Origin of the sequence: Stutzerimonas stutzeri, assembly GCF_018138085.1 — a bacterium.
Lineage (GTDB): Bacteria > Pseudomonadota > Gammaproteobacteria > Pseudomonadales > Pseudomonadaceae > Stutzerimonas > Stutzerimonas stutzeri_AI.
This window is the reverse complement of the sequence record NZ_CP073105.1, coordinates 233,227-255,487: the sequence shown is the minus strand read 5'-3', so window position 1 is coordinate 255,487 and position 22,261 is coordinate 233,227. Positions and strand designations below refer to the sequence as shown.

23 protein-coding genes are annotated in these 22,261 nt (G+C 61.5%); 18 read left to right on the top strand and 5 right to left on the bottom strand.

Going from position 1 to position 22,261, the window contains the following annotated elements; translation table 11 throughout:
- Nucleotides 1-37: 37 nt before the first annotated feature.
- The gene (locus KCX70_RS01240; protein ID WP_212619042.1) at nt 38-844 is read right to left on the bottom strand and encodes a cytochrome c oxidase assembly protein; all 807 of its coding nucleotides are present in this window, start codon (nt 842-844) and stop codon (nt 38-40) included.
- Between the two features lie 3 nt (nt 845-847).
- Nucleotides 848-1,315: a DUF2243 domain-containing protein gene (locus tag KCX70_RS01235; protein WP_212619041.1), complete on the bottom strand. Its 468-nt coding sequence runs from the start codon at nt 1,313-1,315 to the stop codon at nt 848-850.
- Between the two features lie 184 nt (nt 1,316-1,499).
- Here KCX70_RS01235 and yegQ point away from each other — a divergent pair, with 184 nt between their 5' ends.
- Nucleotides 1,500-2,867, top strand: coding sequence for a tRNA 5-hydroxyuridine modification protein YegQ (yegQ, locus tag KCX70_RS01230; RefSeq protein WP_212619040.1), 1,368 nt, complete (start codon nt 1,500-1,502; stop codon nt 2,865-2,867).
- 473 nt (nt 2,868-3,340) lie between these two features.
- Here yegQ and KCX70_RS01225 read toward each other — a convergent pair whose 3' ends face one another.
- Nucleotides 3,341-6,178 carry a putative bifunctional diguanylate cyclase/phosphodiesterase gene (locus KCX70_RS01225; RefSeq protein ID WP_212619039.1) on the bottom strand — a complete coding sequence of 946 codons (2,838 nt, stop codon included), beginning with the start codon at nt 6,176-6,178 and terminating at the stop codon, nt 3,341-3,343.
- A gap of 273 nt (nt 6,179-6,451) precedes the next feature.
- Here KCX70_RS01225 and uvrD point away from each other — a divergent pair, with 273 nt between their 5' ends.
- The 8 genes from uvrD (at nt 6,452) to KCX70_RS01185 (ending at nt 16,112) form a co-directional block, all read left to right on the top strand.
- Nucleotides 6,452-8,644: a DNA helicase II gene (gene uvrD, locus KCX70_RS01220; RefSeq protein WP_212619038.1), complete on the top strand. Its 2,193-nt coding sequence runs from the start codon at nt 6,452-6,454 to the stop codon at nt 8,642-8,644.
- Between the two features lie 55 nt (nt 8,645-8,699).
- Nucleotides 8,700-9,812: a TRAP transporter substrate-binding protein gene (locus KCX70_RS01215; RefSeq protein WP_102851757.1), complete on the top strand. Its 1,113-nt coding sequence runs from the start codon at nt 8,700-8,702 to the stop codon at nt 9,810-9,812.
- Between the two features lie 135 nt (nt 9,813-9,947).
- Nucleotides 9,948-10,799, top strand: a complete 852-nt coding sequence (locus KCX70_RS01210) for a Tim44 domain-containing protein (protein WP_212619037.1) — start codon at nt 9,948-9,950, stop codon at nt 10,797-10,799.
- A gap of 333 nt (nt 10,800-11,132) precedes the next feature.
- Entirely contained in the window at nt 11,133-12,542 is a 1,410-nt protein-coding gene (gene selA, locus KCX70_RS01205) for an L-seryl-tRNA(Sec) selenium transferase (RefSeq protein ID WP_212619036.1), read from the top strand.
- Nucleotides 12,539-14,455 carry a selenocysteine-specific translation elongation factor gene (gene selB, locus KCX70_RS01200; protein ID WP_212619035.1) on the top strand — a complete coding sequence of 639 codons (1,917 nt, stop codon included), beginning with the start codon at nt 12,539-12,541 and terminating at the stop codon, nt 14,453-14,455. The genes selA and selB overlap by 4 nt, the downstream gene beginning before the upstream one ends.
- 379 nt (nt 14,456-14,834) lie before the next feature.
- On the top strand, nt 14,835-15,410 hold the full coding sequence (locus KCX70_RS01195; RefSeq protein WP_212619034.1) for a hypothetical protein: 576 nt from the start codon (nt 14,835-14,837) through the stop codon (nt 15,408-15,410).
- Between the two features lie 13 nt (nt 15,411-15,423).
- The gene (locus KCX70_RS01190) at nt 15,424-15,699 is read left to right on the top strand and encodes a hypothetical protein (protein WP_212619033.1); all 276 of its coding nucleotides are present in this window, start codon (nt 15,424-15,426) and stop codon (nt 15,697-15,699) included.
- Nucleotides 15,699-16,112 carry a protein-export chaperone SecB gene (locus KCX70_RS01185; protein WP_212619032.1) on the top strand — a complete coding sequence of 138 codons (414 nt, stop codon included), beginning with the start codon at nt 15,699-15,701 and terminating at the stop codon, nt 16,110-16,112. Before KCX70_RS01190 ends, KCX70_RS01185 begins: the two co-directional genes overlap by 1 nt.
- A gap of 75 nt (nt 16,113-16,187) precedes the next feature.
- Here KCX70_RS01185 and KCX70_RS01180 read toward each other — a convergent pair whose 3' ends face one another.
- Complete coding sequence (locus KCX70_RS01180; RefSeq protein WP_212620414.1) at nt 16,188-16,751, bottom strand: hypothetical protein; 564 nt, start codon at nt 16,749-16,751, stop codon at nt 16,188-16,190.
- A 58-nt stretch (nt 16,752-16,809) separates the two neighbouring features.
- Entirely contained in the window at nt 16,810-17,094 is a 285-nt protein-coding gene (locus KCX70_RS01175; RefSeq protein ID WP_249121689.1) for a DNA-binding protein, read from the bottom strand.
- Between the two features lie 115 nt (nt 17,095-17,209).
- On the opposite strand from KCX70_RS01175, the gene KCX70_RS01170 reads away from it, so the two are divergent.
- From KCX70_RS01170 to KCX70_RS01130, 9 genes are all read left to right on the top strand, one after another.
- Complete coding sequence (locus tag KCX70_RS01170) at nt 17,210-17,428, top strand: DNA-binding protein (protein WP_168422508.1); 219 nt, start codon at nt 17,210-17,212, stop codon at nt 17,426-17,428.
- Nucleotides 17,429-17,467: 39 nt separating this feature from the next.
- A complete protein-coding gene (gene pflM / locus KCX70_RS01165; protein WP_212619031.1) occupies nt 17,468-17,803 on the top strand; it encodes a lysogeny maintenance protein PflM in 336 nt (111 codons plus the stop codon).
- Between the two features lie 525 nt (nt 17,804-18,328).
- Complete coding sequence (locus tag KCX70_RS01160; RefSeq protein ID WP_212619030.1) at nt 18,329-18,691, top strand: hypothetical protein; 363 nt, start codon at nt 18,329-18,331, stop codon at nt 18,689-18,691.
- 16 nt (nt 18,692-18,707) lie between these two features.
- On the top strand, nt 18,708-18,887 hold the full coding sequence (locus tag KCX70_RS01155) for a hypothetical protein (RefSeq protein ID WP_102846338.1): 180 nt from the start codon (nt 18,708-18,710) through the stop codon (nt 18,885-18,887).
- A gap of 6 nt (nt 18,888-18,893) precedes the next feature.
- Nucleotides 18,894-19,097, top strand: coding sequence for a hypothetical protein (locus KCX70_RS01150; RefSeq protein WP_212619029.1), 204 nt, complete (start codon nt 18,894-18,896; stop codon nt 19,095-19,097).
- 14 nt (nt 19,098-19,111) lie between these two features.
- The gene (locus KCX70_RS01145; RefSeq protein ID WP_102846336.1) at nt 19,112-19,354 is read left to right on the top strand and encodes a major capsid protein; all 243 of its coding nucleotides are present in this window, start codon (nt 19,112-19,114) and stop codon (nt 19,352-19,354) included.
- 78 nt (nt 19,355-19,432) lie between these two features.
- Nucleotides 19,433-20,791: a virulence factor TspB C-terminal domain-related protein gene (locus tag KCX70_RS01140; protein ID WP_212619028.1), complete on the top strand. Its 1,359-nt coding sequence runs from the start codon at nt 19,433-19,435 to the stop codon at nt 20,789-20,791.
- 11 nt (nt 20,792-20,802) lie between these two features.
- Entirely contained in the window at nt 20,803-21,096 is a 294-nt protein-coding gene (locus KCX70_RS01135) for a DUF2523 family protein (protein ID WP_165788530.1), read from the top strand.
- 3 nt (nt 21,097-21,099) lie between these two features.
- A complete protein-coding gene (locus KCX70_RS01130) occupies nt 21,100-22,203 on the top strand; it encodes a zonular occludens toxin domain-containing protein (protein ID WP_212619027.1) in 1,104 nt (367 codons plus the stop codon).
- The last annotated feature ends 58 nt before the right edge of the window (nt 22,204-22,261 follow it).

Below are 22,261 nucleotides of genomic sequence, written 5' to 3'. Positions count from 1 at the left end.
CGCCCCGGCAACACCGAACCGCCGGACCCGGCACCCGCTAGGTCCGGCGGTTTGCCGTTTGCCAGCCGAATGCAGCGGACGTCGCCCGGCGTCGGTACCAGGTGGCGAAAAACACCAGCGCCAACAGCAGCTCGGCCAGATCGCCGCCGTAATACATCAATTGCGCTGCGGCCTCGATCTGCGCCAGGCCGTGCCCCGCATCGCGCGGAAAACCATAGGCGTACATCAACTTGCCGAGCACGGCGTGGCCGGCGATGGCGATGAACAGCACCACCAACCGCAGCCATATGCCCGGACGGTGGGGCGCGGGATCCGGTCCGGCGATCGACCAACTGAACAGGTATCCGGCCAGCACGAAGTGCAGATGCAACCAGACATGCAGCAACGGTTGGCTGAAGCTCAGCTGATACAGCGGCGTCAGGTAGAGCACGTAGAGCGCACCGATATCGAGCAGTAGCGCAGTGACCGGATGGCTCACGCAGCGCAGCGGCGCGGTGGCGGCCAGATCGGTGAGGCGCCGCGCGGTGACCACCGGCACGCAACGCAGCAACAGGGTGCCGGGCGCGCCTAGCATCAGGGCGATGGGCGCGAACATGGCGAGCAGCAGGTGTTGCATCATGTGCCCACGCAGGTCGGCATGACCCCATTCGACCATGGGCGGCGACAGCGCCAGCACCAGCAAGCCGCAGCCCAGCGAGAAACTGATCAGCCTTCGGCAAGACCAGGCCTTGCGCCGCCGGCGCTGGCTGCGCACGCCAAGCACATAGGCGAACCACAGGCCCAGGGTCAGCAAGACTAGCAGGAAGGTCCCCGCCAGGGTCAGCAGATGGGCGTCGTGCGTCATCGGCTACCCACTCCGCGGTGAGGCCACACGGCTGGCTGCGAGCCGCCGCCAGATGAACAGGCCAATCAGTAGCAAGAGGACACCGAAGCCGTTCCAGGCCAGGTCGTAGAGCCAGAGGTCATCGACATAGCGCACCTGATGCAGGCGCAACAGCTTGTGGTCGACGATGCCATCGAACAGCTGAAACCCGCCGGCGCCAAACAGCAGGCCGGCCCAGGCGTGCCGTCTGGATATGGTGCGTTCGCGGCTCAGGCGCACGAACAGATAGACGCCGGCGGCCAGCATCAGCAGCTCGGCGGCATGCAACAGTCCATCGGAGAGCAACGCGATGGCCAGTGTGGAGCGGTCGTAGAAATGGTGCCAGGCGAGGAGTTGGTGAAAGACGATCTCATCGATCGCGGCCATCAAACCGACCCCGCAGAAGATCGTCGCGATCAGGCTGCTTCTGGCATCGACGGGGTTGGCGCTCACGATGGCCTCCGGAATATGGCGGGCGGCTTGCATCGGAACTCGGCGCACACGACGCAAGCCCTGTCTATGAAATGACTGGGAGCACCCTCAGGAGTTCGCGCTCACTTGACCGGACGGGGCGAAAAGCGTCGGCCAACCCAGTAGAATCCGCACATTTCTTGTTGATATACCGAGCCACCGCACCATGACCCTGCCCCGTACAGAACTGCTATCGCCCGCCGGCACCCTCAAGTCCATGCGTTACGCCTTCGCCTACGGCGCCGATGCGGTGTACGCCGGGCAGCCGCGCTACAGCCTGCGCGTGCGCAACAACGAATTCGACCACGCCAACCTCAAGCTCGGCATCGACGAGGCCCATGCGCTGGGCAAACAGTTCTACGTGGTGGTCAACATCGCCCCGCACAACGCCAAGCTCAAGACCTTCATTCGGGATCTGGAGCCGGTAGTCGCGATGGGCCCGGATGCGCTGATCATGTCCGACCCTGGGCTGATCATGCTGGTGCGCCAGCACTTCCCGCAGCAGACCATCCACCTCTCGGTGCAGGCCAACGCGGTGAACTGGGCCACGGTGAAGTTCTGGGAGAGCCAGGGCGTCAGCCGTGTGATTCTTTCGCGCGAGCTGTCGCTGGAGGAGATCGGCGAAATCCGCGAACAGGTCCCCGGCATGGAGCTGGAGGTGTTCGTCCACGGCGCGCTGTGCATGGCCTATTCCGGCCGCTGCCTGCTCTCGGGCTACATCAACAAACGCGACCCCAACCAAGGCACCTGCACCAACGCCTGTCGCTGGGAATACAAGACTCACGAAGCGAAGGAGGACGAACTGGGCAACTCTGTTCACCTCTATGAGCCCATCGCCGTGCAGCAGGTCGAGGCGCAGGGCAACCCGACCCTGGGCGCTGGCGCGCCCACCGACAAGGTGTTCCTGCTCGAGGACGTCTCGCGTCCCGGCGAGTTCATGGAGGCGACCGAGGACGAGCACGGCACCTACATCATGAACTCCAAGGATCTGCGCGCCGTGCAGCACGTCGAGCGCCTGGTGCAGATGGGCGTGCACTCGCTGAAGATCGAGGGGCGCACCAAGAGCCACTACTACGTAGCACGCACCGCGCAGGTCTACCGCAAGGCCATCGACGATGCGCTGGCTGGACGGCCATTCGACAAGTCACTGATGGACACCCTCGAATCCCTCGCCCACCGCGGCTACACCGAGGGTTTCCTGCGCCGTCACGTGCATGACGAGTACCAGAACTACGAACGCGGCTTCTCGCTCTCCGAACGCCAGCAGTTCGTCGGCGAACTGACCGGCGAACGGCGCATCGGCCTGGCCGAGGTGAAGGTGAAGAACCGTTTCGCGGTCGGCGACAAGCTGGAGCTGATGACCCCGCAGGGCAACCTCAACCTGCGCCTCGATCGCCTGGAAAACAGCCGCGGCGAGGCCATCGAGGTGGCTCCCGGCGACGGCCACACCGTCTACCTGCCGGTACCGGAAGACGTGGATTTGCGCTACGCGCTGCTCATGCGCGAACTCGACGGCAGCACCACTCGCGGCTAGCAGGGACTCTCAGTGGGTGACGCTCAGCAGGACGGGCCCGGCTCCTGCCCTAGAGGTCTGCGCGTTAACGACGCAGCCGAGCCATTCGCGGTCAAGACCGCTCCCACAGGGGTTGGTGCGGGCGCTTTATTGCGGTCAAGGCCGCTCCCACAGGGGTTGGTGCGGGCGCTTTTTCGCGGTCAAGACCGCTCCCACAGGGGGGCTGGTGCGGGCGCTTTTTCGCGGTCAAGACCGCTCCCACAGGGGTTGGTGCGGGCGCTTTATTGCGGTCGAGGCCTCCCACAGAGCTGGTGCGGGCGCTCTTTCGCGGTCGAGACCGCTCCCACGGGGATGAGGCTGGCATCTAAAACCATGCGCAGCACCGCTGTTGTGGGAGCGGTCTTGACCGCGAGCTTTCCAGCGAAACCACGCTCAGGACACCCGGCCCGCCGGATTAAGCGGCGCGCCGTTCGCCGCTGCGACCGGGCGGCCCCTCACATCAGCAGCTCGACGAATTCCTCGGCCGGCACGGGGCGGCTGATCAGGTAGCCCTGCATCTCGTCACAGCCGTGCGCCTTGAGGAAGTCCGCCTGCGCCTGGGTCTCGACGCCTTCGGCCACGACCTTGAGCTCCAGACTATGGACCATGGCGATGATCGCGCGAACGATGGCCGAGTCTTCGCCGACCTGATCCAGCTCGCAGATGAACGAGCGGTCGATCTTCACGTAGTCCACCGGGAAACGCTTGAGGTAGCTGAGTGAGGAATAACCGGTGCCGAAGTCATCGATGGCCAGTTTCACACCGAGGGCGCGCAGTTGCCGGCTGATGGTGATGGCGTTATCGATGTCATCCAGCAACTGGCTTTCGGTCAGTTCCAGCTCCAGGCGATCGGCGGGCAACCCGGTTTCTTCGAGAATCTGTCGCACCAAGCTGACGAAGTTGCCTTGGCGCAGCTGCTTGACCGACAGATTGACCGACACGCGGATTTCCGCCAGCCCATCGAGCTGCCACTGACGCGCCTGGCGGCAAGCCTGACGCAACACGAACTCGCCCAGGGCAATGATCAGCCCGGTTTCCTCGGCTAGCGGGATGAAGAAACCCGGCGCAATCAGCCCTTTCTGCGGATGACGCCAGCGCACCAGCGCCTCGGCTGCATCGAGGCGGTCGTCCGCCACGTTCAGGCGCGGCTGGTAGAAGACTTCCAGCTGGCCTTCCTCCAGTCCGCGACGCAGCTGGTTTTCCAGCTTGAGGTTTTCCAGGCTCGACGCCTGAAAGCGCTCCGTGAAGAACTGCAGGGTGTTGCCGCCCAGATGCTTGGCGTGCTGCATGGCCATGTTCGCCTGCAACAGCAGCGAAGCCGCTTCGCGAGAGTTGTCCGGCATCAGGCTGGCGCCAATGGACGCGCGGACCACCAGCTCCTGATCGCCGATCTGAATCGGTTTGCTGATGCGCGCCAACAGTCGGCTGGCCGTGTGCGCCAGGCTCGCGAGGCTGCCGTACCCGTCGAGTACCGCTACGAACTCGTCACCGGACAGGCGCGCGATGGTGTCGGCGTCCGACAGCGTATGGGACAGGCGCCGGGACACCTCGTGCAACAGTTGGTCCGCGGCCTCGTGGCCCAGGCTTTCATTGAGAATCTTGAAGCGGTCCAGATCGATGTAGAGCACCGCCAGCCCGCGGTTGCTGCTGCGGCTGCGTTCGCAGGCGCTATGCAGACGCTCCTTGAGCAGCGTCCGATTGGCCAGCCCGGTGAGTTCGTCGAAATAAGTGAGGTAGCGCAGCCGCTCCTCGGCCTGTCGCCTGATGCTGAGATCGGATACGAAGGCGACCACATTGGTGACGTTGCCGTGGGCGTCGCGTACCACGCGCATTTGCGCCCACTGCGGATAGACCTCGCCGTTCTTGCGGGTCTCGATCAGCTCGCCTTGCCAGCTACCGTGCTGCACCAGGCTTTCGCGGATCGTCGCGTATTGCTGGCGACTGTCTTCGGAGCTGGCCAGCAGTGCGATGCTGCGTCCGATCAGCTCATCGCGGGTGAAGCCGGACAGTTTGCAGCAGGCCTGATTGACCGCCAGCAAGCGGAATTCGGGGTCCATGATGGCCATGCCCTCGCTCGCGGCCTCGAACACCGTCGCGGCCAACCGCAGCTGTTCGGCCTGCCGATGGCTCTGGCTGATGTCCCGGCGGGTGCCGATCATGCGCAAGGCTCGGCCGTTGGCGTCGCGTTCGATGACCCGACCGCGGTCTTCGATCCATATGGACGTGCCGTCGAGCAACATGGCCCGGTACTGCACCGAGTAGATGTCAGTCTTGCCCTTCAGATGGTCGATCATGTCCTGCCGGACGCGCTCACCATCCTCGGGGTGTACTTCGGGACGCTGCTGATCGGCGAGCCGCAGCCGATCGCTGCGACCAACGCCGAAAATGACGTCCATCCGTGAGTGATGGACCTCATCATTGGCCATGTCCCAGTCCCACATGCCCAGTTCACTGGCTTCCAGCGCCAGCGTCAGTCGCGCCTCGCTTTCACGCAGCTCGCTGGTGCGTTCGATCACTCGCCGCTCGAGCCCGTCGAAGGCCTCGCGCAGTTGGGTTTCGGCATGCCGGCGCTGCTCGACTTCGCGTGCCAGGTCGCCGTTCAGCTCGATGGCCTCGCTGCGCATGCGCTCCAGGCGCCGGATCAACTGTTGATTGTGCAAGCGCTGTTGCAGACTGGTAGTAACCAGCCGGTTCATCTGCCAGGCGATCATGCTCAGCGTGAGCAGCACGATCGCGCCGAGTACCCCCCACCCCTGCAGTTGCGGCTCGCCACTGCCCAGCAGCATTGCCACCGCCGGCAGCAAGCAGGGAATCACGAAGGTGCCGAAGGCCCGCAGCGATACACCGCAGGCCACACCCCCGGCGACGACGACCGAGGCAAGCAAACCGAGCAGCACCGTCTGCTGCAGAAAGGGCCCGCTTATCGCCAGTTCGAGAAAGGCATAGCAAAGGGTGAGCGCGCTGAGCGTGTTGGCCACCAGGAATGATCGCAACCAGTGCGCCTGCTGCTGTTCCTCGGCACTGGCCTTGGCAAAGGTGTGGCTCTGGTGCAGCCGAAACAACGCCAGCAGGAGCGTCCAGCCCGACCAGGCCATCAGCTTCGGAGCGGGGCCCGTATCCCAGAGCACGAACAGAAACACCAGGCTGGATAGGGCCATCAGCAGTAATGCGAGCCGCGAGCCCTCGTAGAGCACGCGGGTACGCTCGGTCTGATCGACTTCGGCTGGGCTACACGCAGCGGGGCTGTGTATGTGCATGGCCGTAGACGGGTTGGCTTGTGCTGAATCGGTCATCGCATTGTTCTTGTAATAAGTTCTGGAGCAGCATCGTCGACACTGCAGCACCTCCGGATAATGGCACGTCGCTAGCGTACGGTCATAGTCTGGCCCGACCAAAGACGCTCAGCGATTATCCCCAGGTATAAACCGTGACGATCTTCCGGCCGCCAAACCTCATGCTAGACCCTACGCGTGCTGGTCAGCCAGGCCTAGTCCCCTGGCGTGCGACAGATTGGCGTCCGTCCGTTGCACGAGCGGCTCGGCATGGTTTCCGGCTAGAATGGCGCCATGCATGATGATCTCTCTCTCCTTCTGAACTCCCTCAACGATGCCCAGCGCCAGGCCGTGGCCGCGCCGCTGGGTCGTCATCTGGTCCTCGCCGGTGCCGGCTCGGGCAAGACCCGCGTGCTGGTGCATCGCATCGCCTGGCTGCACCAGGTCGAACGGGCTTCCTTGCACTCGATCCTGTCGGTGACCTTCACCAACAAGGCCGCCGCCGAGATGCGTCAGCGCATCGAGCAACTGATGAAGGTCAACCCGCAGGGCATGTGGGTCGGCACCTTCCACGGTCTGGCGCATCGCCTGCTGCGTGCGCACTGGCAGGAAGCCAAGCTGGCGCAGAACTTCCAGATCCTCGATTCCGACGACCAGCAGCGGCTGGTCAAGCGGGTGATCCGTGAGCTCGGCCTCGATGAGCAGCGCTGGCCGGCGCGCCAGGCCCAGTGGTGGATCAACGGGCAGAAGGACGAAGGCCTGCGGCCCAGGCACATCCAGCCCAGCGGCGACCTGTTCCTGACGACCATGCTGAGCATCTACCAGGCCTACGAAGAGGCCTGCGCGCGCGCCGGGGTGATCGACTTCTCCGAGCTTTTGCTGCGCGCACTGGACCTGTGGCGCGACAACCCGGGCCTGCTCGATCATTACCAGCGGCGCTTCCGCCATATCCTGGTGGACGAGTTCCAGGACACCAACGCCGTTCAGTACGCCTGGCTGCGCCTGCTGGCCAAGGGCGGCGACAGCCTGATGGTGGTGGGCGATGACGACCAGTCGATCTACGGCTGGCGCGGCGCGCGGGTGGAGAACCTGCACCAGTTCAGCGAAGACTTCCCGGATGCCGAAACCATCCGCCTGGAGCAGAACTACCGCTCCACCGCGTGCATCCTCAAGGCCGCCAACGCGCTGATCGCCAACAACCAGGGCCGCCTCGGCAAGGAGCTCTGGACCGAGGGCTGCGAGGGCGAGCCGATCAGCCTGTATGCCGCCTTCAACGAACACGACGAAGCCCGCTACGTGGTCGAGAGCATCGAGAGCGCGATCCGCAAGGAAGGGCTGGCACGCAGCGAGATCGCCATTCTCTACCGCTCCAACGCCCAGTCGCGGGTGCTCGAAGAAGCCCTGCTGCGCGAGCGAATCCCCTACCGGATCTACGGCGGCCAGCGCTTCTTCGAGCGCGCCGAGATCAAGAACGCCATGGCCTACCTGCGCCTGATCCAGACCCGCGACAACGATGCCGCGCTGGAGCGGGTGATCAACGTGCCGGCGCGCGGCATCGGCGAGAAGACCGTCGAGTGCCTGCGGCAACTGGCCCGTCAGGAAAGCACCTCGATGTGGGCCGCACTGCATCAGGCGGTCGGCACCAAGGTGGTTTCAGGCCGCGCCGCCAGCGCGCTGAATGGCTTCGTCGAACTGATCGATACCCTCGCCCTGAAAGTCGAAGGCATGCAGCTGCACAACATGGCGCAGCTGGTCATCGAACAGTCCGGCCTGCTCGCCTATCACCGCGACGAGAAAGGCGAAAAAGCCCAGGCACGGGTGGAAAACCTCGAGGAACTGGTCTCCGCCGCGCGCGCCTTCGACAACTACAGCGAAGACGAAGAGGACGAGCAGACCCCGCTGGCCGCCTTCCTCGACCACGCCTCGCTGGAGGCCGGCGAGCAGCAGGCCGGTGACCACGAGGACAGCGTGCAACTGATGACGCTGCACAGCGCCAAGGGCCTGGAGTTCCCGCTGGTGTTCCTGGTCGGCATGGAGGAAGGGCTGTTCCCGCACAAGATGAGCCTGGAAGAGCCCGGTCGCCTCGAAGAAGAGCGACGGCTGGCCTACGTCGGCATCACCCGCGCCATGCAACAGCTGATCATCACCTACGCCGAGACCCGCCGGCTGTACGGTAGCGAGACCTACAACAAGGTCTCGCGCTTCGTGCGCGAACTGCCGCCGGCGCTGATCAGCGAAGTGCGCCTGAGCAATACCGTCAGCCGCAGCTTCAACACCCGCGGCATGGGCGGCGGCTCGCTGTTCGACGGCGCCAATGTGCCGGAAACACCCTTCAACCTAGGGCAACGCGTTCGCCACTCGCTGTTCGGCGAGGGCACCATTCTCAATTTCGAAGGCTCCGGCGCCCAGGCCCGCGTGCAGGTGAATTTCGAGAGTGAAGGAAGCAAGTGGTTGATGCTCAGTTATGCCAAACTGGAAGCGCTATGACGTTTACGTCAACCTGTACCCATACTAATAAAATCGCCTAAGGAAATTGCCATTCATGAAACGTCGTCACTTGTTTGGTGTTGCCGCTGCCGTGCTTGCGTCGCTCAGCCTCCTCGGCTGTAAAGACGAAAAGAAGGTCGAACCCACCCCCGAGCCGAAGGCCGCCGCTGCCAGCGAAGCGCCGCAAACCTTCAACTGGAAGATGGTTACCGCCTGGCCGAAGAATTATCCGGGCCTGGGCACGGCGGCCCAGCGGCTGGCCGATCGCGTCAATGCCATGAGCGACGGCCGCCTGACTATCAAGGTCTACGCCGCCGGCGAGCTGGTTCCGGCTCTTGAAGTGTTCGACGCCGTCTCGCGCGGCACCGCCGAGCTAGGCCACGGCGCCGCGTATTACTGGAAGGGCAAGGTGCCCACCGCGCAGTTCTTCACTTCGGTACCGTTCGGCCTGTCGACCAGCGAGATGAACGCCTGGCTGACCCGCGGCGGCGGCCAGAAGTTCTGGGACGAAGCCTACGCGCCCTACGGCGTCAAACCCATGGTGGTCGGCAATACCGGCATGCAGATGGGCGGCTGGTTCAACAAGGAAATCAACTCGCTGGACGACCTTAAGGGCCTGAAGATCCGCACCCCCGGCCTGGGCGGCGAAGTGCTGACCCGTCTCGGTGCGACCACCGTCAACATGCCGGGCGGTGAAGTGTTCACCGCGCTGCAGACCGGCGCCATCGATGCCACCGACTGGGTCAGCCCGTACAACGACCTGGCCTTCGGTCTGCACAAGGCCGCCAAGTACTACTACTACCCGGGCTGGCAGGAGCCGCAGGCGGTGCTGGAACTGCTGGTCAACCAGAAGGCCCTCGACAGCCTGCCGGACGACCTGCGCGCCATCCTCACCGAAGCGGCGCTGGCCGCCAGCCGCGACATGGTCGACGATTACGTCTACAACAACGCCATGGCCCTCGAGCAGCTCAAGCAACAGGGCACCCAGCTCAAGCGCTTCCCCGACGAAGTGCTTGCCGCCATGCGCGAACAGTCCGACAAGGTGCTCGGCGATCTGGCCGCGCAGAGCGAGCTGAACGGGCGCATCTGGGCCTCGATGAAGGCATTCCAGGCGCAGGTCACCCCGATGCACGAGATCTCCGAGAAAGAGCTGTACAACTGGCGTTAACCTCGCACCACGCTGCGCTTGCCGTTCACCCCGGCGAGCGCAGCGACGCAAAAGCCCGAAACACTCTGCAACTGGCGCGCCCCGACCGGGGCGTGCACCATCTGCTCCGTATCTTCATCCGACCAGGACTACCAAATGCAACGTGTGCTCAGCATTTTCATGGCGCTGTGTATCGGCCTGACCCTCAGCCTCGATGCCAACGCCAAGCGTTTCGGCGGCGGCAAGAGCTTTGGCTCGGCGCCCAGCCATCAAACTCGCCAGGCGCCCCAGCAGACCCAGGCCACCCCGACTCAGGCAGGCCGCCAGACGCCAGCCGCCACCAGCGGTGCCTCGCGCTGGCTCGGCCCATTGGCCGGCCTCGCAGCCGGTGGCCTGCTCGCCTCGATGTTCATGGGTGACGGCTTCGAAGGTCTCCAGTTCATGGATATCCTGATCTTCGGCGGTATCGCCTTCCTGCTGTTCCGCTTCCTTGCCGCCCGCCGTCGCCAGCAGCAACAGCCGGCCATGGCCGGACACGGGCATGGGAACGCTCCGCTACAGCGCGAAATGCCGGCGCAGAACTCGATCTTCGGTGGCAGCAGCGCCGCCCCGGTCGCCGCGGCCGTGATCAATGCACCTGCCTGGTTCAACGAGCAGAGCTTCGTCGCCGCGGCGCGCGAGCATTTCATGTCCTTGCAGCAGCACTGGGACGCCAACGAGATGGACAAGATCGCCGAGTTCGTCACCCCGCAGCTGTTCGAATTCCTCAAGCGCGAACGCGCCGAGATTGGCGACGCCTACCAGTCGACCTACATCGACAACCTGGACATCCAGCTCGACGGCGTGGACGACCAGGCCGACAAGACCATCGCCACCCTGACCTTCGTCGGCGTCTCGAAGAACTCGCGCTTCGACCAGGGCGAGCCGTTCAGCGAAAGCTGGCGCATGGAGCGTGCGCAGGGCGAGAACCAGCCCTGGCTGGTCGCCGGCATCCGCCAGAACGCCTGACCCACGTAGCGGTCCCCTACAAACCCGGGCTTGCCCGGGTTTGTCGTTTCTGTAATTCGTGATCGACCGGAGCGATCATCAGCGCCTCCAGAACAGCCTGAAGACCGGACCTACCCACCTACAGGCCGGCGTTAGGTCAAATCTCCCCGCGCCACCCGTTACCACCCGCCGAGCTGAACCCTGCGAAGAAATGAGCGTCTATGCTGATCGCGAAGCAGAAAAATGATTGGAGTCCTGCGTGCCAGGCAACGTCGCAACCGGGTTCAGCGCCACCAGCACGGCTCGCGCACCCATCGCCCTGCCCTCACCGAATCGCCATCCGGATCGTCAGCTATGAGCAGTATTCGCCTGCCTTCGGTCGACCGCCTGCTCCGCGCACCCGCCTGCGAGCCGCTGCACCAGCGTTATGGACGCGAAGCGCTGCTGGGCACCCTGCGCGACCTGCTCGACGAGCTGCGCGAACCGGTCCGCCAGGGCCAACTCGCGGCGCTGGAACTGTCCGAAGCGGTACTCGCCGGCCGCGCCGGTGAGCGCCTGGCCAACCAGCATCGCAGCCGCGTACGCCGCGTGTTCAACCTCACCGGTACCGTGTTGCATACCAACCTCGGCCGCGCCCTGCTACCGGATGAAGCCATCGAAGCGATCACCCTGGCGGCGCGTTATCCGCTGAATCTGGAATTCGACCTGGCCAGCGGCAAGCGCGGCGACCGTGACGATCTGATCGAAGGGTTGATCCGCGAACTGACCGGTGCCGAAGCCGTCACCGTGGTCAACAACAACGCCGCTGCCGTGCTGCTGGCGCTGAGCAGCCTCGGCGCACGCAAGGAAGGCATCATCTCGCGCGGCGAGCTGATCGAGATCGGCGGCGCCTTTCGCATCCCCGACATCATGGCCCGCGCGGGTGTGAAGCTGCACGAGGTCGGCACTACCAATCGCACCCATGCGCGCGACTATAAAAACGCCATCAACCCACGCAGCGGCTTGCTGATGCGCGTGCATACCAGCAACTACAGTGTGCAAGGCTTCACCAGCAGCGTCGCCACGGCCGAACTGGCGGCCATCGCCCGCGTCCACGGCCTGCCGCTGCTCGAAGACCTGGGCAGCGGCAGCCTCGTAGACCTGTCGCGCTGGGGCCTGCCGAAAGAGCCGACTGTGCAGGAGGCGCTGCGTGATGGCGCCGACATCGTCACCTTCAGCGGCGACAAGCTGCTTGGCGGGCCACAGGCAGGGCTGATCGTCGGGCGTCGCGAGCTGATCCAGAAGATCAAGAAGAACCCGCTCAAGCGCGCGCTGCGTGTCGACAAACTGACCCTGGCGGCGCTCGAAGCCGTGCTCAATCTCTACCGCGACCCCGATCGCCTCGGTGAGCGCCTGACCAGCCTGCGCCTGCTGAGCCGCCCGCAGGTAGAGATTCGCGCCCAGGCCGAACGGCTCGCACCAGCATTGGTTTCCGCGCTTGGTGAACACTGGCAGGTCACCGTGTGCGATGCCCTGGGCATGATCGGCAGCGGCGCTCAGCCGGTGGCCCGCCTGCCCAGCGCCGCGCTGTGCATCCGCCCACAGCAGCCCAGGCGTCTGCGTGGCCGCAGCCTGCGTCAGCTGGAAGAAGCGCTGCGCTGCCTGCCGATTCCGATTCTGGGCCGCGTCGCCGACGACGCGCTCTGGCTCGACCTGCGCCAGCTGGACGACGAGCCGGCACTGCTGGAACAACTGCCACATCTGCAGCAGGAGCTGGCGTCATGATCATCGGCACCGCCGGCCATATCGACCATGGCAAGACCGCGCTGCTCAAGGCACTGACCGGGCAGGAAGGCGACCGTCGCCGCGAAGAGCGCCTGCGCGGCATCACCATCGATCTCGGCTATCTCTACGCCTCGCTGGGCGAGTCCGACCTCACCGGATTCATCGACGTGCCCGGCCATGAGCGCTTCGTGCACAACATGCTGGCCGGTGCCTGCGGCGTCGACTGCGTACTGCTGGTGATCGCCGCCGATGACGGGGTGATGCCGCAGACCCGCGAGCACCTGGCTATCGTCGAGCTGCTCGGCATTCGTCGCGCACTGGTGGCGCTGACCAAGATCGACCGCGTCGAAGCGCCGCGCGTCGCCGAAGTACGCCAGCAGGTCGAAGCACTGCTGCAAGCCGGTCCGCTGGCCGGAGCGCCGATCTTCCCGGTATCCAGCATTACCGGCGAAGGCATCGATGCGCTTCGTGCCGCGCTGATCGCACAGGCCGCCGACGTACGCGCGCGCAGCGAAGACGGCCATTTCCGCCTCGCCATCGACCGGACCTTCAGCGTCACCGGCGCCGGCGTCGTGGTGACCGGCACGGCCTTCGCGGGCCGCGTTCAGGTAGGTGACGAACTGGCGCTGAGCCCCGCCGGCCGAACCGTGCGGGTACGCGGGCTGCACGCCCAGAACCAGGCGGCACAAGAGGCGCACGCCGGCCAGCGGGTCGCCCTGAACCTGGCGGGTTATCGCCTGGCGGTCGAGCAGATCAACCGCGGCGACTGGCTGCTGAATCCCGAACTGCAGGCCCCCACCCGACGCATCGACATCGAATTCACCCTGTTGCCCGGTGAAGCGCGCGAGTTGCGGCACTGGACCCCGGTGCATATCCATCTCGGCGCCCAGGACGTCACCGGCCGGATCGCCCTGCTGGAAGGCGAATGCCTCGCGCCCGGCGGCCACGTACACGCACAGCTGCTGCTTAACGCACCGGCCCACGCGGTTCACGGCGACCGCGTGGTGCTGCGTGACCAGTCCGCGCAGCGCACCCTCGGTGGCGGCCGAGTGCTCGACCCCTTCGCCCCGCCGCGCAACCGGCACCGCCAGGCACGGCTGGCAGTCTTGCGCGCGCTGTCCGGCGAAACCCTCGAAGATATCCTGCCGGCGCTGCTACCCAGCGCCATCAACGGCCTGGAACCGGCCTCGCTGGAGCGTCAGTTCAACCGGCCACGGCAGACCTGGCGTCTGCCGGAGGAGGCGGTGGAGATCAACACGCGGCTAGGCCCAAGGCTGTTCGACCGCGGCACCTGGGACTACCTCGAACAGAGCCTGGTCGCAGCGCTCCAACGCTTCCACGAAACACAACCGGATGAACTCGGACCGGACCGCGACCGCCTGCGCCGCTATGCGCTGCCGCAGCTCGAGCGACCTGTTTACCTCGCCCTGCTCGAGCAAGCCCTGGCGGCAGGCAAGATCGAAGCCAGCGGCCCCTGGCTGCACCTGCCGGGACACCGGGTGCGCCTGAGCGAAGAAGAGGAAGCCCTGAAAGCCCGGCTCTGGCCGTTGCTCGAATCGGCCCGCTTCAACCCGCCTTGGGTGCGCGACCTGGCCGGCGCGCTGGACATCGAGGAAGACCGGGTTCGCCACCTGCTGCGCAAACTGTCCCGCATCGGCGAGCTGCAACAAGTGGTCAAGGACCTGTTCTACCCCGACTCAACCATCCGCCAACTGGCCAACCAGATACTGGATATGGAACGCCAGGCCGGCGTGATCCGCGCCGCCGCCTTCCGCGACCAGATCCAGCTCGGCCGCAAACGCAGCATCCAACTGCTCGAACACTTCGACCGCATCGGCCTGACCCGACGCTTCGGCAACGAACGCAAAATCCGCCCCGACAGCGCCTTGGCCTCGGAGGTCGAGCTCAGGTAGGCTGCTCGCACACTGACCGGCGCCAAATGCCGGTCTTGCCACTTCTGGAAGGCAATCGCACCCGGTGGTGCGGCCGGGCTTCAAATCCTGTTTTTGATAAGCCCGTTACTAGCATACGCGCGCCAATACAGGCTATCGTTGCGTAAGGTACAGCTAACATTGGTCATTTTTGGTCATTGGTGGCTATTTTTTTCGACACTTTTCGACACTTCATCCATTACGTTTGCTAACTTTAAGTTGCCTCGCTATTTAATATTCAAGTGTATGTATTGTAATACCTGCTATACAGGTAGTTAGAGTTAACTTCGCTATTGTAATAGCGGTATAGCACATGCTATACTCCGCCGGCTTCCTAGCCGGTGCAACGGAATATGCATCTATGAATTATGAGGTACTTGGTTATCATTCTTGTAGAGCACAAGGCTCCAAAGATGAACTAAAAGAGAAAGTGCCTTTTTTAAGCCGCCCACATAACCAATGGCTTGGACAAGGCTATTATTTCTGGACCGATAGCGATCACTGGGCCAGGAGATGGCGTAAAGATGAAGAAAATGTTGTTTCTGAATTCAACATTTCTATTCATAGAGAAAACCTTTTAGACCTGGTCGGTTCTGTTAATGATCAGATTCTCTTTGCAAATATTATTAAAAGGTTTTCTTCGCGATTTGGAAATAAACTCTGTGTTTCCTCAGTCGTTTCGTGGCTTCTTGAGGAAAGAGAAAAACCCGGATCCGAAATGATATTTCGTTACTGGGCGATAAAAGCTAAGGATGTTGCTAAAGGAACAAGCGCTGTTCCTTTTGTTAGATCGCGGAAACAGACAAGCGAAGCTCGCGGGTTCGAGGAACTTTTGCTTGGGGAAAGGCATCAAATGTGCGTCTATCCAGCTTATAAAGATGAGACCGTCACATTCAGAAGATTTGTCTATCCAAAACATTTCATGGACGGTAAGTGACTGGAGCAATAGCATGAACACTGAAGAATATTTTGCTTTGCTAGAAAAAAGGCTCGACTCCTATACGCATGAAGAAACCATGGAGCGTTTGGATTCTTATTGCCAGACAGGCCCCTCAATAGAAGATTTCCTAACTTATATTGAGAGCAACCTAAATAGCTATGTAGTTAACACTGAGTCATTTCATAAAACGTTTAAAGCGTATTTCGATGCAATTCAGCCGGGCTACTTTGATTGCGCAAATGATGACGAATACGCTGGCGAATCCATTTTGGAATTGGCTGCGTAATGAAGATTAATATTACGGACACTAAGGTTTTAAAACTACTGATCACCGATTTCGATGCAGCAGAAGATATCGATGATCAGAAGCAAACCCCTGGAGCAGGGAAAGCTAGATTTAGTGTGGACGTTAGCTTTGACACTGACTGTTTTTATGTAACGTTCGATCTAACTTTAATAACCGAAGAACAAAAGACAATTCATGTTGTATACGAATCTGAATTCCATACAGATCGCGAAATGGACGAGACCTTTAGAAAAGGTAACTTCCCTTACGTCAACGCTCCGGCTATCGCGTATCCGTTTCTGAGAGCCTTTATCTCCAACCTCACGCTTAACTGTGGCTATTCACCTGTCATGCTGCCATCTGTCAACTTTGTGGAACTTAGAAAGAACATAGATAGGTCTGAGGACTTATAAGCTTTTCCTGAAAATTTGCACGACTCTCTCAAGCTCTAATTGGCACTCAATTAGGGCTTTTTTGTTTTCACGGATTCAGTCTCGGAAATTCAATCCAATATTTGACCGGCAGTTTCGCCGCGCTAAAGATCCTTCTTTGTGCGGCCAACATGCGCGGTCCTTCATGCTCGATTTTTGACCAACAATTGTAATCTCTCTTTTTGCGACGGGCTCGGTAAGCTCTACTAGCTTAGACGGCTCCTTGTAAGTGACAACGTTGTCAGCTCCCCGGGGCACATAGTTGGAGTCGGAAAAAATCGTCTGCTTACTGGGCTGCAAATCCACGGTGCGGGCTTGCCGCGAGGAGGATTGAAGTTGAGGATTTGCACCCTGCGTTGCTACTTCATCTACAATTTTATCCCAGTCTTTAAGGGACTCTGGCTCTGCTTGGCTAATTTCAGCGGCAGGGGCTGGCTTAGGCTGAATGCGCTTTTCGGCAATGCGCTGTGCGGTGCCCTGGAGGAACGCTGAGCCTGCCATCTGGAGAACCGCTAGCGTAATAACGGTGCCGATCAGACCAGGGATCAGCTTCGCTAGCGTTCGGCTTTTGCGTGGGTGCCTTGTGATGTATTCCGGGGCGTCGTTCCAATCAGCCTTCATACCTAACCTCTCCCTGTCGTTCGGGCGTACCAGCGCCTAGTCACTTCCGTTGTGATCGCTATCCCGCGCTCTGACTGGGCAAGTTTCGGTTGGCCTCGTCGAATTCCGGGCTTCGGTGACCATGTTCGGGCTCAATCCGGCCGCTGACGAGCCAAAGGGCGTACTCGGGAAACGAGTCTGCGAGGATGCCGATCTCCTCCGTTCCAATACGGATTTTCTCGCTGCTGATGTTGCGCCAGCGGTCGTAGTTTTTGCCGCCCTTCTCGCTCAACCGCTTCGGACCGACAACCCGTATCAATCGAAGCGCTCTATCTCGGACTGAATCCATATAGGAACAATTCATGATGCGTAACATTTACGCATGATCTGATTAGGTGTAACTTTTACGCAAGAGTAAATGTTACGCAGATATTAGCTTTGCTAATAAAGACCAACATAGTGCAACAAAGGCCAAGGACATGGAAGGAATCAACCTCTCGCTTAAAGACTTGCTCAGCCCGCCCCCGGTGATGCCTTGGCGCGAGTTCGCGGATTGGATTCGCATGGGCAATGAGCATGACGTGGTGTGGGGCTGGATTCGCAACGGCTACATCCCGTCGCACAAGGTCGGCAAGTACGTGATGGTCAACGTGGCGCTACTGACCCAGCAGCTCATGGAAAAGGAGTGGTCGGCATGATCCGCGCCGCCTACGGAAAGCCAGCCCAGGGGATGACGTATGAGTCTGTCGAACTACCTGCGCCTGCCGCACCCCGAGGATTGCGCCTGCTCTGTCTGCTGGTCCCGACGCGAAGTGGCGAAACCCGCTCGCTCCCGGTCCACACCCTGCGCCCAATGCCGCCCCGCCTCTGTGCAGCCGATTCGCACAACAAGGATGGGCAAGATCGCTGGTGTCTGGACAGTCCTCGCCTCGGAATGGGCGGTGATACCGGCCTCTACCTGCGAGAAACACATGCCACCCGACCGACCGCCGAAGTATTGGAGCGTTGTGCTCGACACCGGCAAACCCACGCCCTACGTGCCAATTCACGAACCCTTCGAGCTGGAGGCCTGAGCCGTGGCTAATCAAGAACCACACGCTGACTTCTTCTGGCGCGTCTATCTGCCTCTCGCCTTGCTCGCGGTGGTGATCTTCGGCTTCCCCTGGTTAGCAATGAAGATCAGCGAGCACCGCGACGGAGGCAAGCCCGACAGCGCTCCCGCGACAACAAACGGCACAGAGGCCGAACAGGTCCAGGGCCGCGCTCCCGGCTCGTCGGATCACGCTTCACCGATCCGGCGAACGGAAGCACGGGCGGAGCGCACCCTTGACCCGGCACGAACCGAAACAGCCTCCGCTCGGGAGTGTGGGGAATGCTTTTCTCCCCGCGCTCCTGAGCCCTCGGCGGCAAGAGTGGGATGACAAGGGCAAAGCCCTTGGTGTTAACCAACTAACAGGCAACCGCAACGCGAAGTTTTAACCAGTAGGCCCAGTAACAAACCAGCAGTGGCGAATTTTAGAAGTTCGTCTGCTCGGGATCGCTCGGCCTGCAGAAAGCAAAGCAGCGCAATTAAGCGCAACTAAAGAGAGGAAACACAGATGGCACGTTCGACTATGGAAGTTGCATTTCTCGGCACTCAACGCTTCGACGGTGAAGCGGGCCAGAAGTACATCAAGGTTTTCTACGGCGACGAACCAGACGGCAAGACCGAACACGGCCTTTCCATCATCGGCATGGCAGCAGCAGACGAAGTAGCCGATGAAATCTTCGCAGCCGGTGCCCAGTTCGAGCCGCTGCAACTGGTGCGCATCCACTTCGAGATTGCCCGTGGTGGCCAGAACAAGGGCAAGAACCTAGCCCTGCAACTGGAAGCCGTGAAGCCACGCAACGGCACCGAGCCGAACCGTGCGGCCGTGCAGCCGACCCCGAACAAACCGGCCGATCCGGCTAAAACCAACTAAGCGGGAGGGCTGCGCCGTGCTCAATGGTGACCGGGTGTACTGCGACTACTGCGGCTGCTGCATGGGCCAGCTTCTCGGCCTGCCTGCGCCCCAGGCAGACCTGCTGCCCGATCTCAACCTAGCGCCGGCGCACGCCACCTGCCCCGATTGCTTGGCCGCCAGCGAGGTCGTCAACGACCCGCAACAAGCCGAGTAAGCCCCTATGGCCACGAACTTCTATTGCCCAGGCATAGCGCAACTGGAGACCGAGGCCAACCGGGTGACGTGTTCTGAGACCTTGCAGGTAACGCCAGCGGCGGACCCGGTAAAAGCCTCGGAACTGGTCGGACAGGGGATCTACTGGGGCTTGTTCTATTGGGCTCTGTTCTTCGTGTTCTACCAGATCAAAAAAGCCATCGAAAACTAAATGAGGAAACACCCATGAAACAGATGCTCACCCAATCGCTGCAACGTTTCTCCCGCTCGGCTCCAGTGAAAGCCGGTGTTGCTGCCGGTATGGCCCTTGCGGCAAGTGCCGCAAGTGCTGCACCGATCGATATCGACGTTACCGACGTAACCAGCACCCTTGGCGCTGCTGTCGTGACTATCACCGCCGTGTGTACTGCGGCGCTGTCCATCGTCATCGTCGTTCGCGTGTTCAAGTACGTTCGTAGCGCGCTGTAATTCTGCACCGCGATAAGTTAGGGCTCGGACTTCCGGGCCCTTTTCGTTCGGGGGAATGGATAACGGGGCTCAGTTAGAATGAATATCTTATTATTACTACGGCGGTTGCTCTTTGGACTGTGTTTTTTGGTCGCATATAGCTCTAGCGTTTACGCTGATTATTACCGCTGGTCAGGATATGGGGCTAATTATTTTGATAATCCTCAGTCCGCCTGTGAGGATCGTCTAGCCCATCTTAGCTGGGTCGCGAATGCGGAATCTGCAAGCGTTACGTTTGTCATGGTTACTCCACCTGCGTCTGGCCAGTGCAGGTATAACCGTAATGGCGAGTATTACCAAACCGGCTCAATGACGGCTAAGTTATTTGCAGGTTGCCCCGCTGATCAGGTGGAAGATCCGGATACTAAAGAATGTAATCCCCCTGACGAGCCACCTCCAAACGATTGTAAAGAAGGCGACCTATTCCCCGCGCGCGGCGCAGATTCTCCAATTATCACCGGTGGCGACGGGTCCAAGATCGTCGCCTCTCAACCGCCGACCGGCGTTTGTTATAACTCGTGCTCTTACTCCGGCGTCCAGGGCGAAACACGCTCAAGCGGCTGCTATATCTCCGCGGCAGATCCGACTCAGGGCTATTGCAACTACGTCATCAAAGGCACCGGACAAAGCTGCTCGGCCGAGAACTACCAGCTCGCGCAATCCGGTAGCCCGCTGAACCCCCCGCCGGATCCTGACGAACCACCACCGCCGCTGTGCCCATCTGGCTGGTCCGTGTCCGGCAACACCTGCTTTAAAAACCCGACTGATCCGACCGACCCCACAGATCCCACAGACCCGACCAATCCAGGCGGTGGTGATGATGGTTCCGGTGGTGGCGGCGGGGGTGGCGGTGGCGGCAATGACGGCGGAAGTGATGGTGGTTCCGATGGTGACGGCGATGGTGGAACCGGTGGCGGTGATGGCGACGGCTCTGGTGGTAACGGTACAGAACCACCTACCAACGGCGGTGGCACTGATGAGGACGGCAACTCTGCCAACCACTCCAACGACTGCAAGGTAGCGCCGACCTGCGATGGCGATGTCTTTCAGTGCTCAATTCTGAATCAGTCCTGGAGCAACCGCTGCGCCATGCTGGCTGGCCCGACTGAGGCTGACTTGAAGAAGCTTGCCGACCAGAAGGCCAAGGCAATTGCCGATCAGGAAGTCATTCAGCAGGAGTTCAGCACGGACGTTGCTGGCCTTATGAGCGACTTCAACCAGGGCGTAGGCAGCGGATCCCGCCAAGGCAGTTGTCTGCCCGACGAAGAATTCACCGTCATGGGCAAGCGCTTTGTGCTGCCTATCTCCAAAGCCTGTCCTTATCTCGCGCTGCTCCGGTATGCCGTCATTGCGATGGCATATCTCGGTGCGGCTCGCATCGTTTCACGAGCTATCTAGGGGACCCAACTATGTGGCCAGTCCTTGTTTCAGCTATCGGATCAGCAATAGGCGCGCTGCTTCCGCGCATCGCCGCGGCTGTGGGTGTGTTTGCCGTTTCCACCATTGCCGTGAAACCCATCATCAACGCCCTGGAAGCCAAGCTGCTGGGGCAGATGGCGAGCTTCCCGACCAACGTTCGTGAATTCCTCGCCTTCCTCGGGGTGTACGACGCGATCGCCATCATCTTCTCGGCATACGTCCTGTTGATCGGTATCCAGGCCGCAAAAGCCGCTGCCTCCGCCAAAGCCAGTAAGAAGGGGTAAGCCATGTTTAAGCTCGTGACCGGCAAACCCGGCGATGGCAAAACCTCCAATGAGCTGTGGGAGTTCCTGACCGCCAAGGAATACAAAGGGCGGGACAAGTTCTGCACGCCGATCAAGGGCTTCGAAGCGGCCAAGCACGGCGTGACTGAGATTCCTGATATCAAGGGCTGGCGGGACCTTCCCGAAGGGTCGGTGATCTTCATCGACGAAGTGCAGGACTATCTCGGCCAGCGCTCCGGCAAGGAAGTCCCCGAGTGGATCCGCGAACTCGCCCGCCACCGCCACAGCGGCAAAGACTTCATCGCTACCACGCAAGACCCGATGTTCCTGGACCCGTTCGTGCGCAAGCTGGCCAAGCCGCATGTGCACTACCACCGCCCCTGGAACATGAAGATGGTTCGCCACCAGTGGGACACGGTGCAGAACGATCCGACCAACAAGACCGCCCGCAAAAGCAGCCAATCACGCTTCGTCAAACCGAACCCCGAAGTGTTCAAGCTCTATACCTCGACGGTTCTCGATACCCACAAAGCGGCACCACCCTGGAAGCTGATCGCCGTCGCGGTCGTCGCGCTGGTGTGTCTGCTCGGCGGCAGTGGGCTCGCCATGATGCGGCTACTCGATATGGGGCCGAAGCCCGAGCCAGATCCGGTCGCGGCGAACGATGTGGTGCTGGTCGATGGCAAGCAGGCCACGGCGACCGGAACGCCGTTCGATGGGCTCACGCAAAAGCCAGCGCTCAACAGCGAAGCCTCTTGGGAGCCTGACAAGCTCAAGTCCCGCATCGAGGGCATGCCCTGGTCAGCCCCGATCTATGACCACCTGACCCGCCCGAACGACTTTCCCCGGATCGCCGCCTGTATCAGCTCGGAGCGGACCGGGTGTCGCTGCTTTACCCAGCAGGGCACGCCACTGGAAACGCCCGAAAAGGCCTGTGAAGTGCTGGTCAAGCAAGGTGCGTTTGATCCCTGGAAGCAAGGCAGGCAAACCGCCCAAGGCGGTAACCGTAGCGAACCAGGGCGAGCCACAACAGAGAGCGAGGGCCCGTTGGAGCCCCCGGAAACTATCACCCGCGTTCAGTACAACAAGGGACGGTTCCTGTGGTGAGCAGGGGCGTCGCTGTCGCTTTTTGCAGGCGCTGCGAGGCACGAGCGCGCCGCAAAAA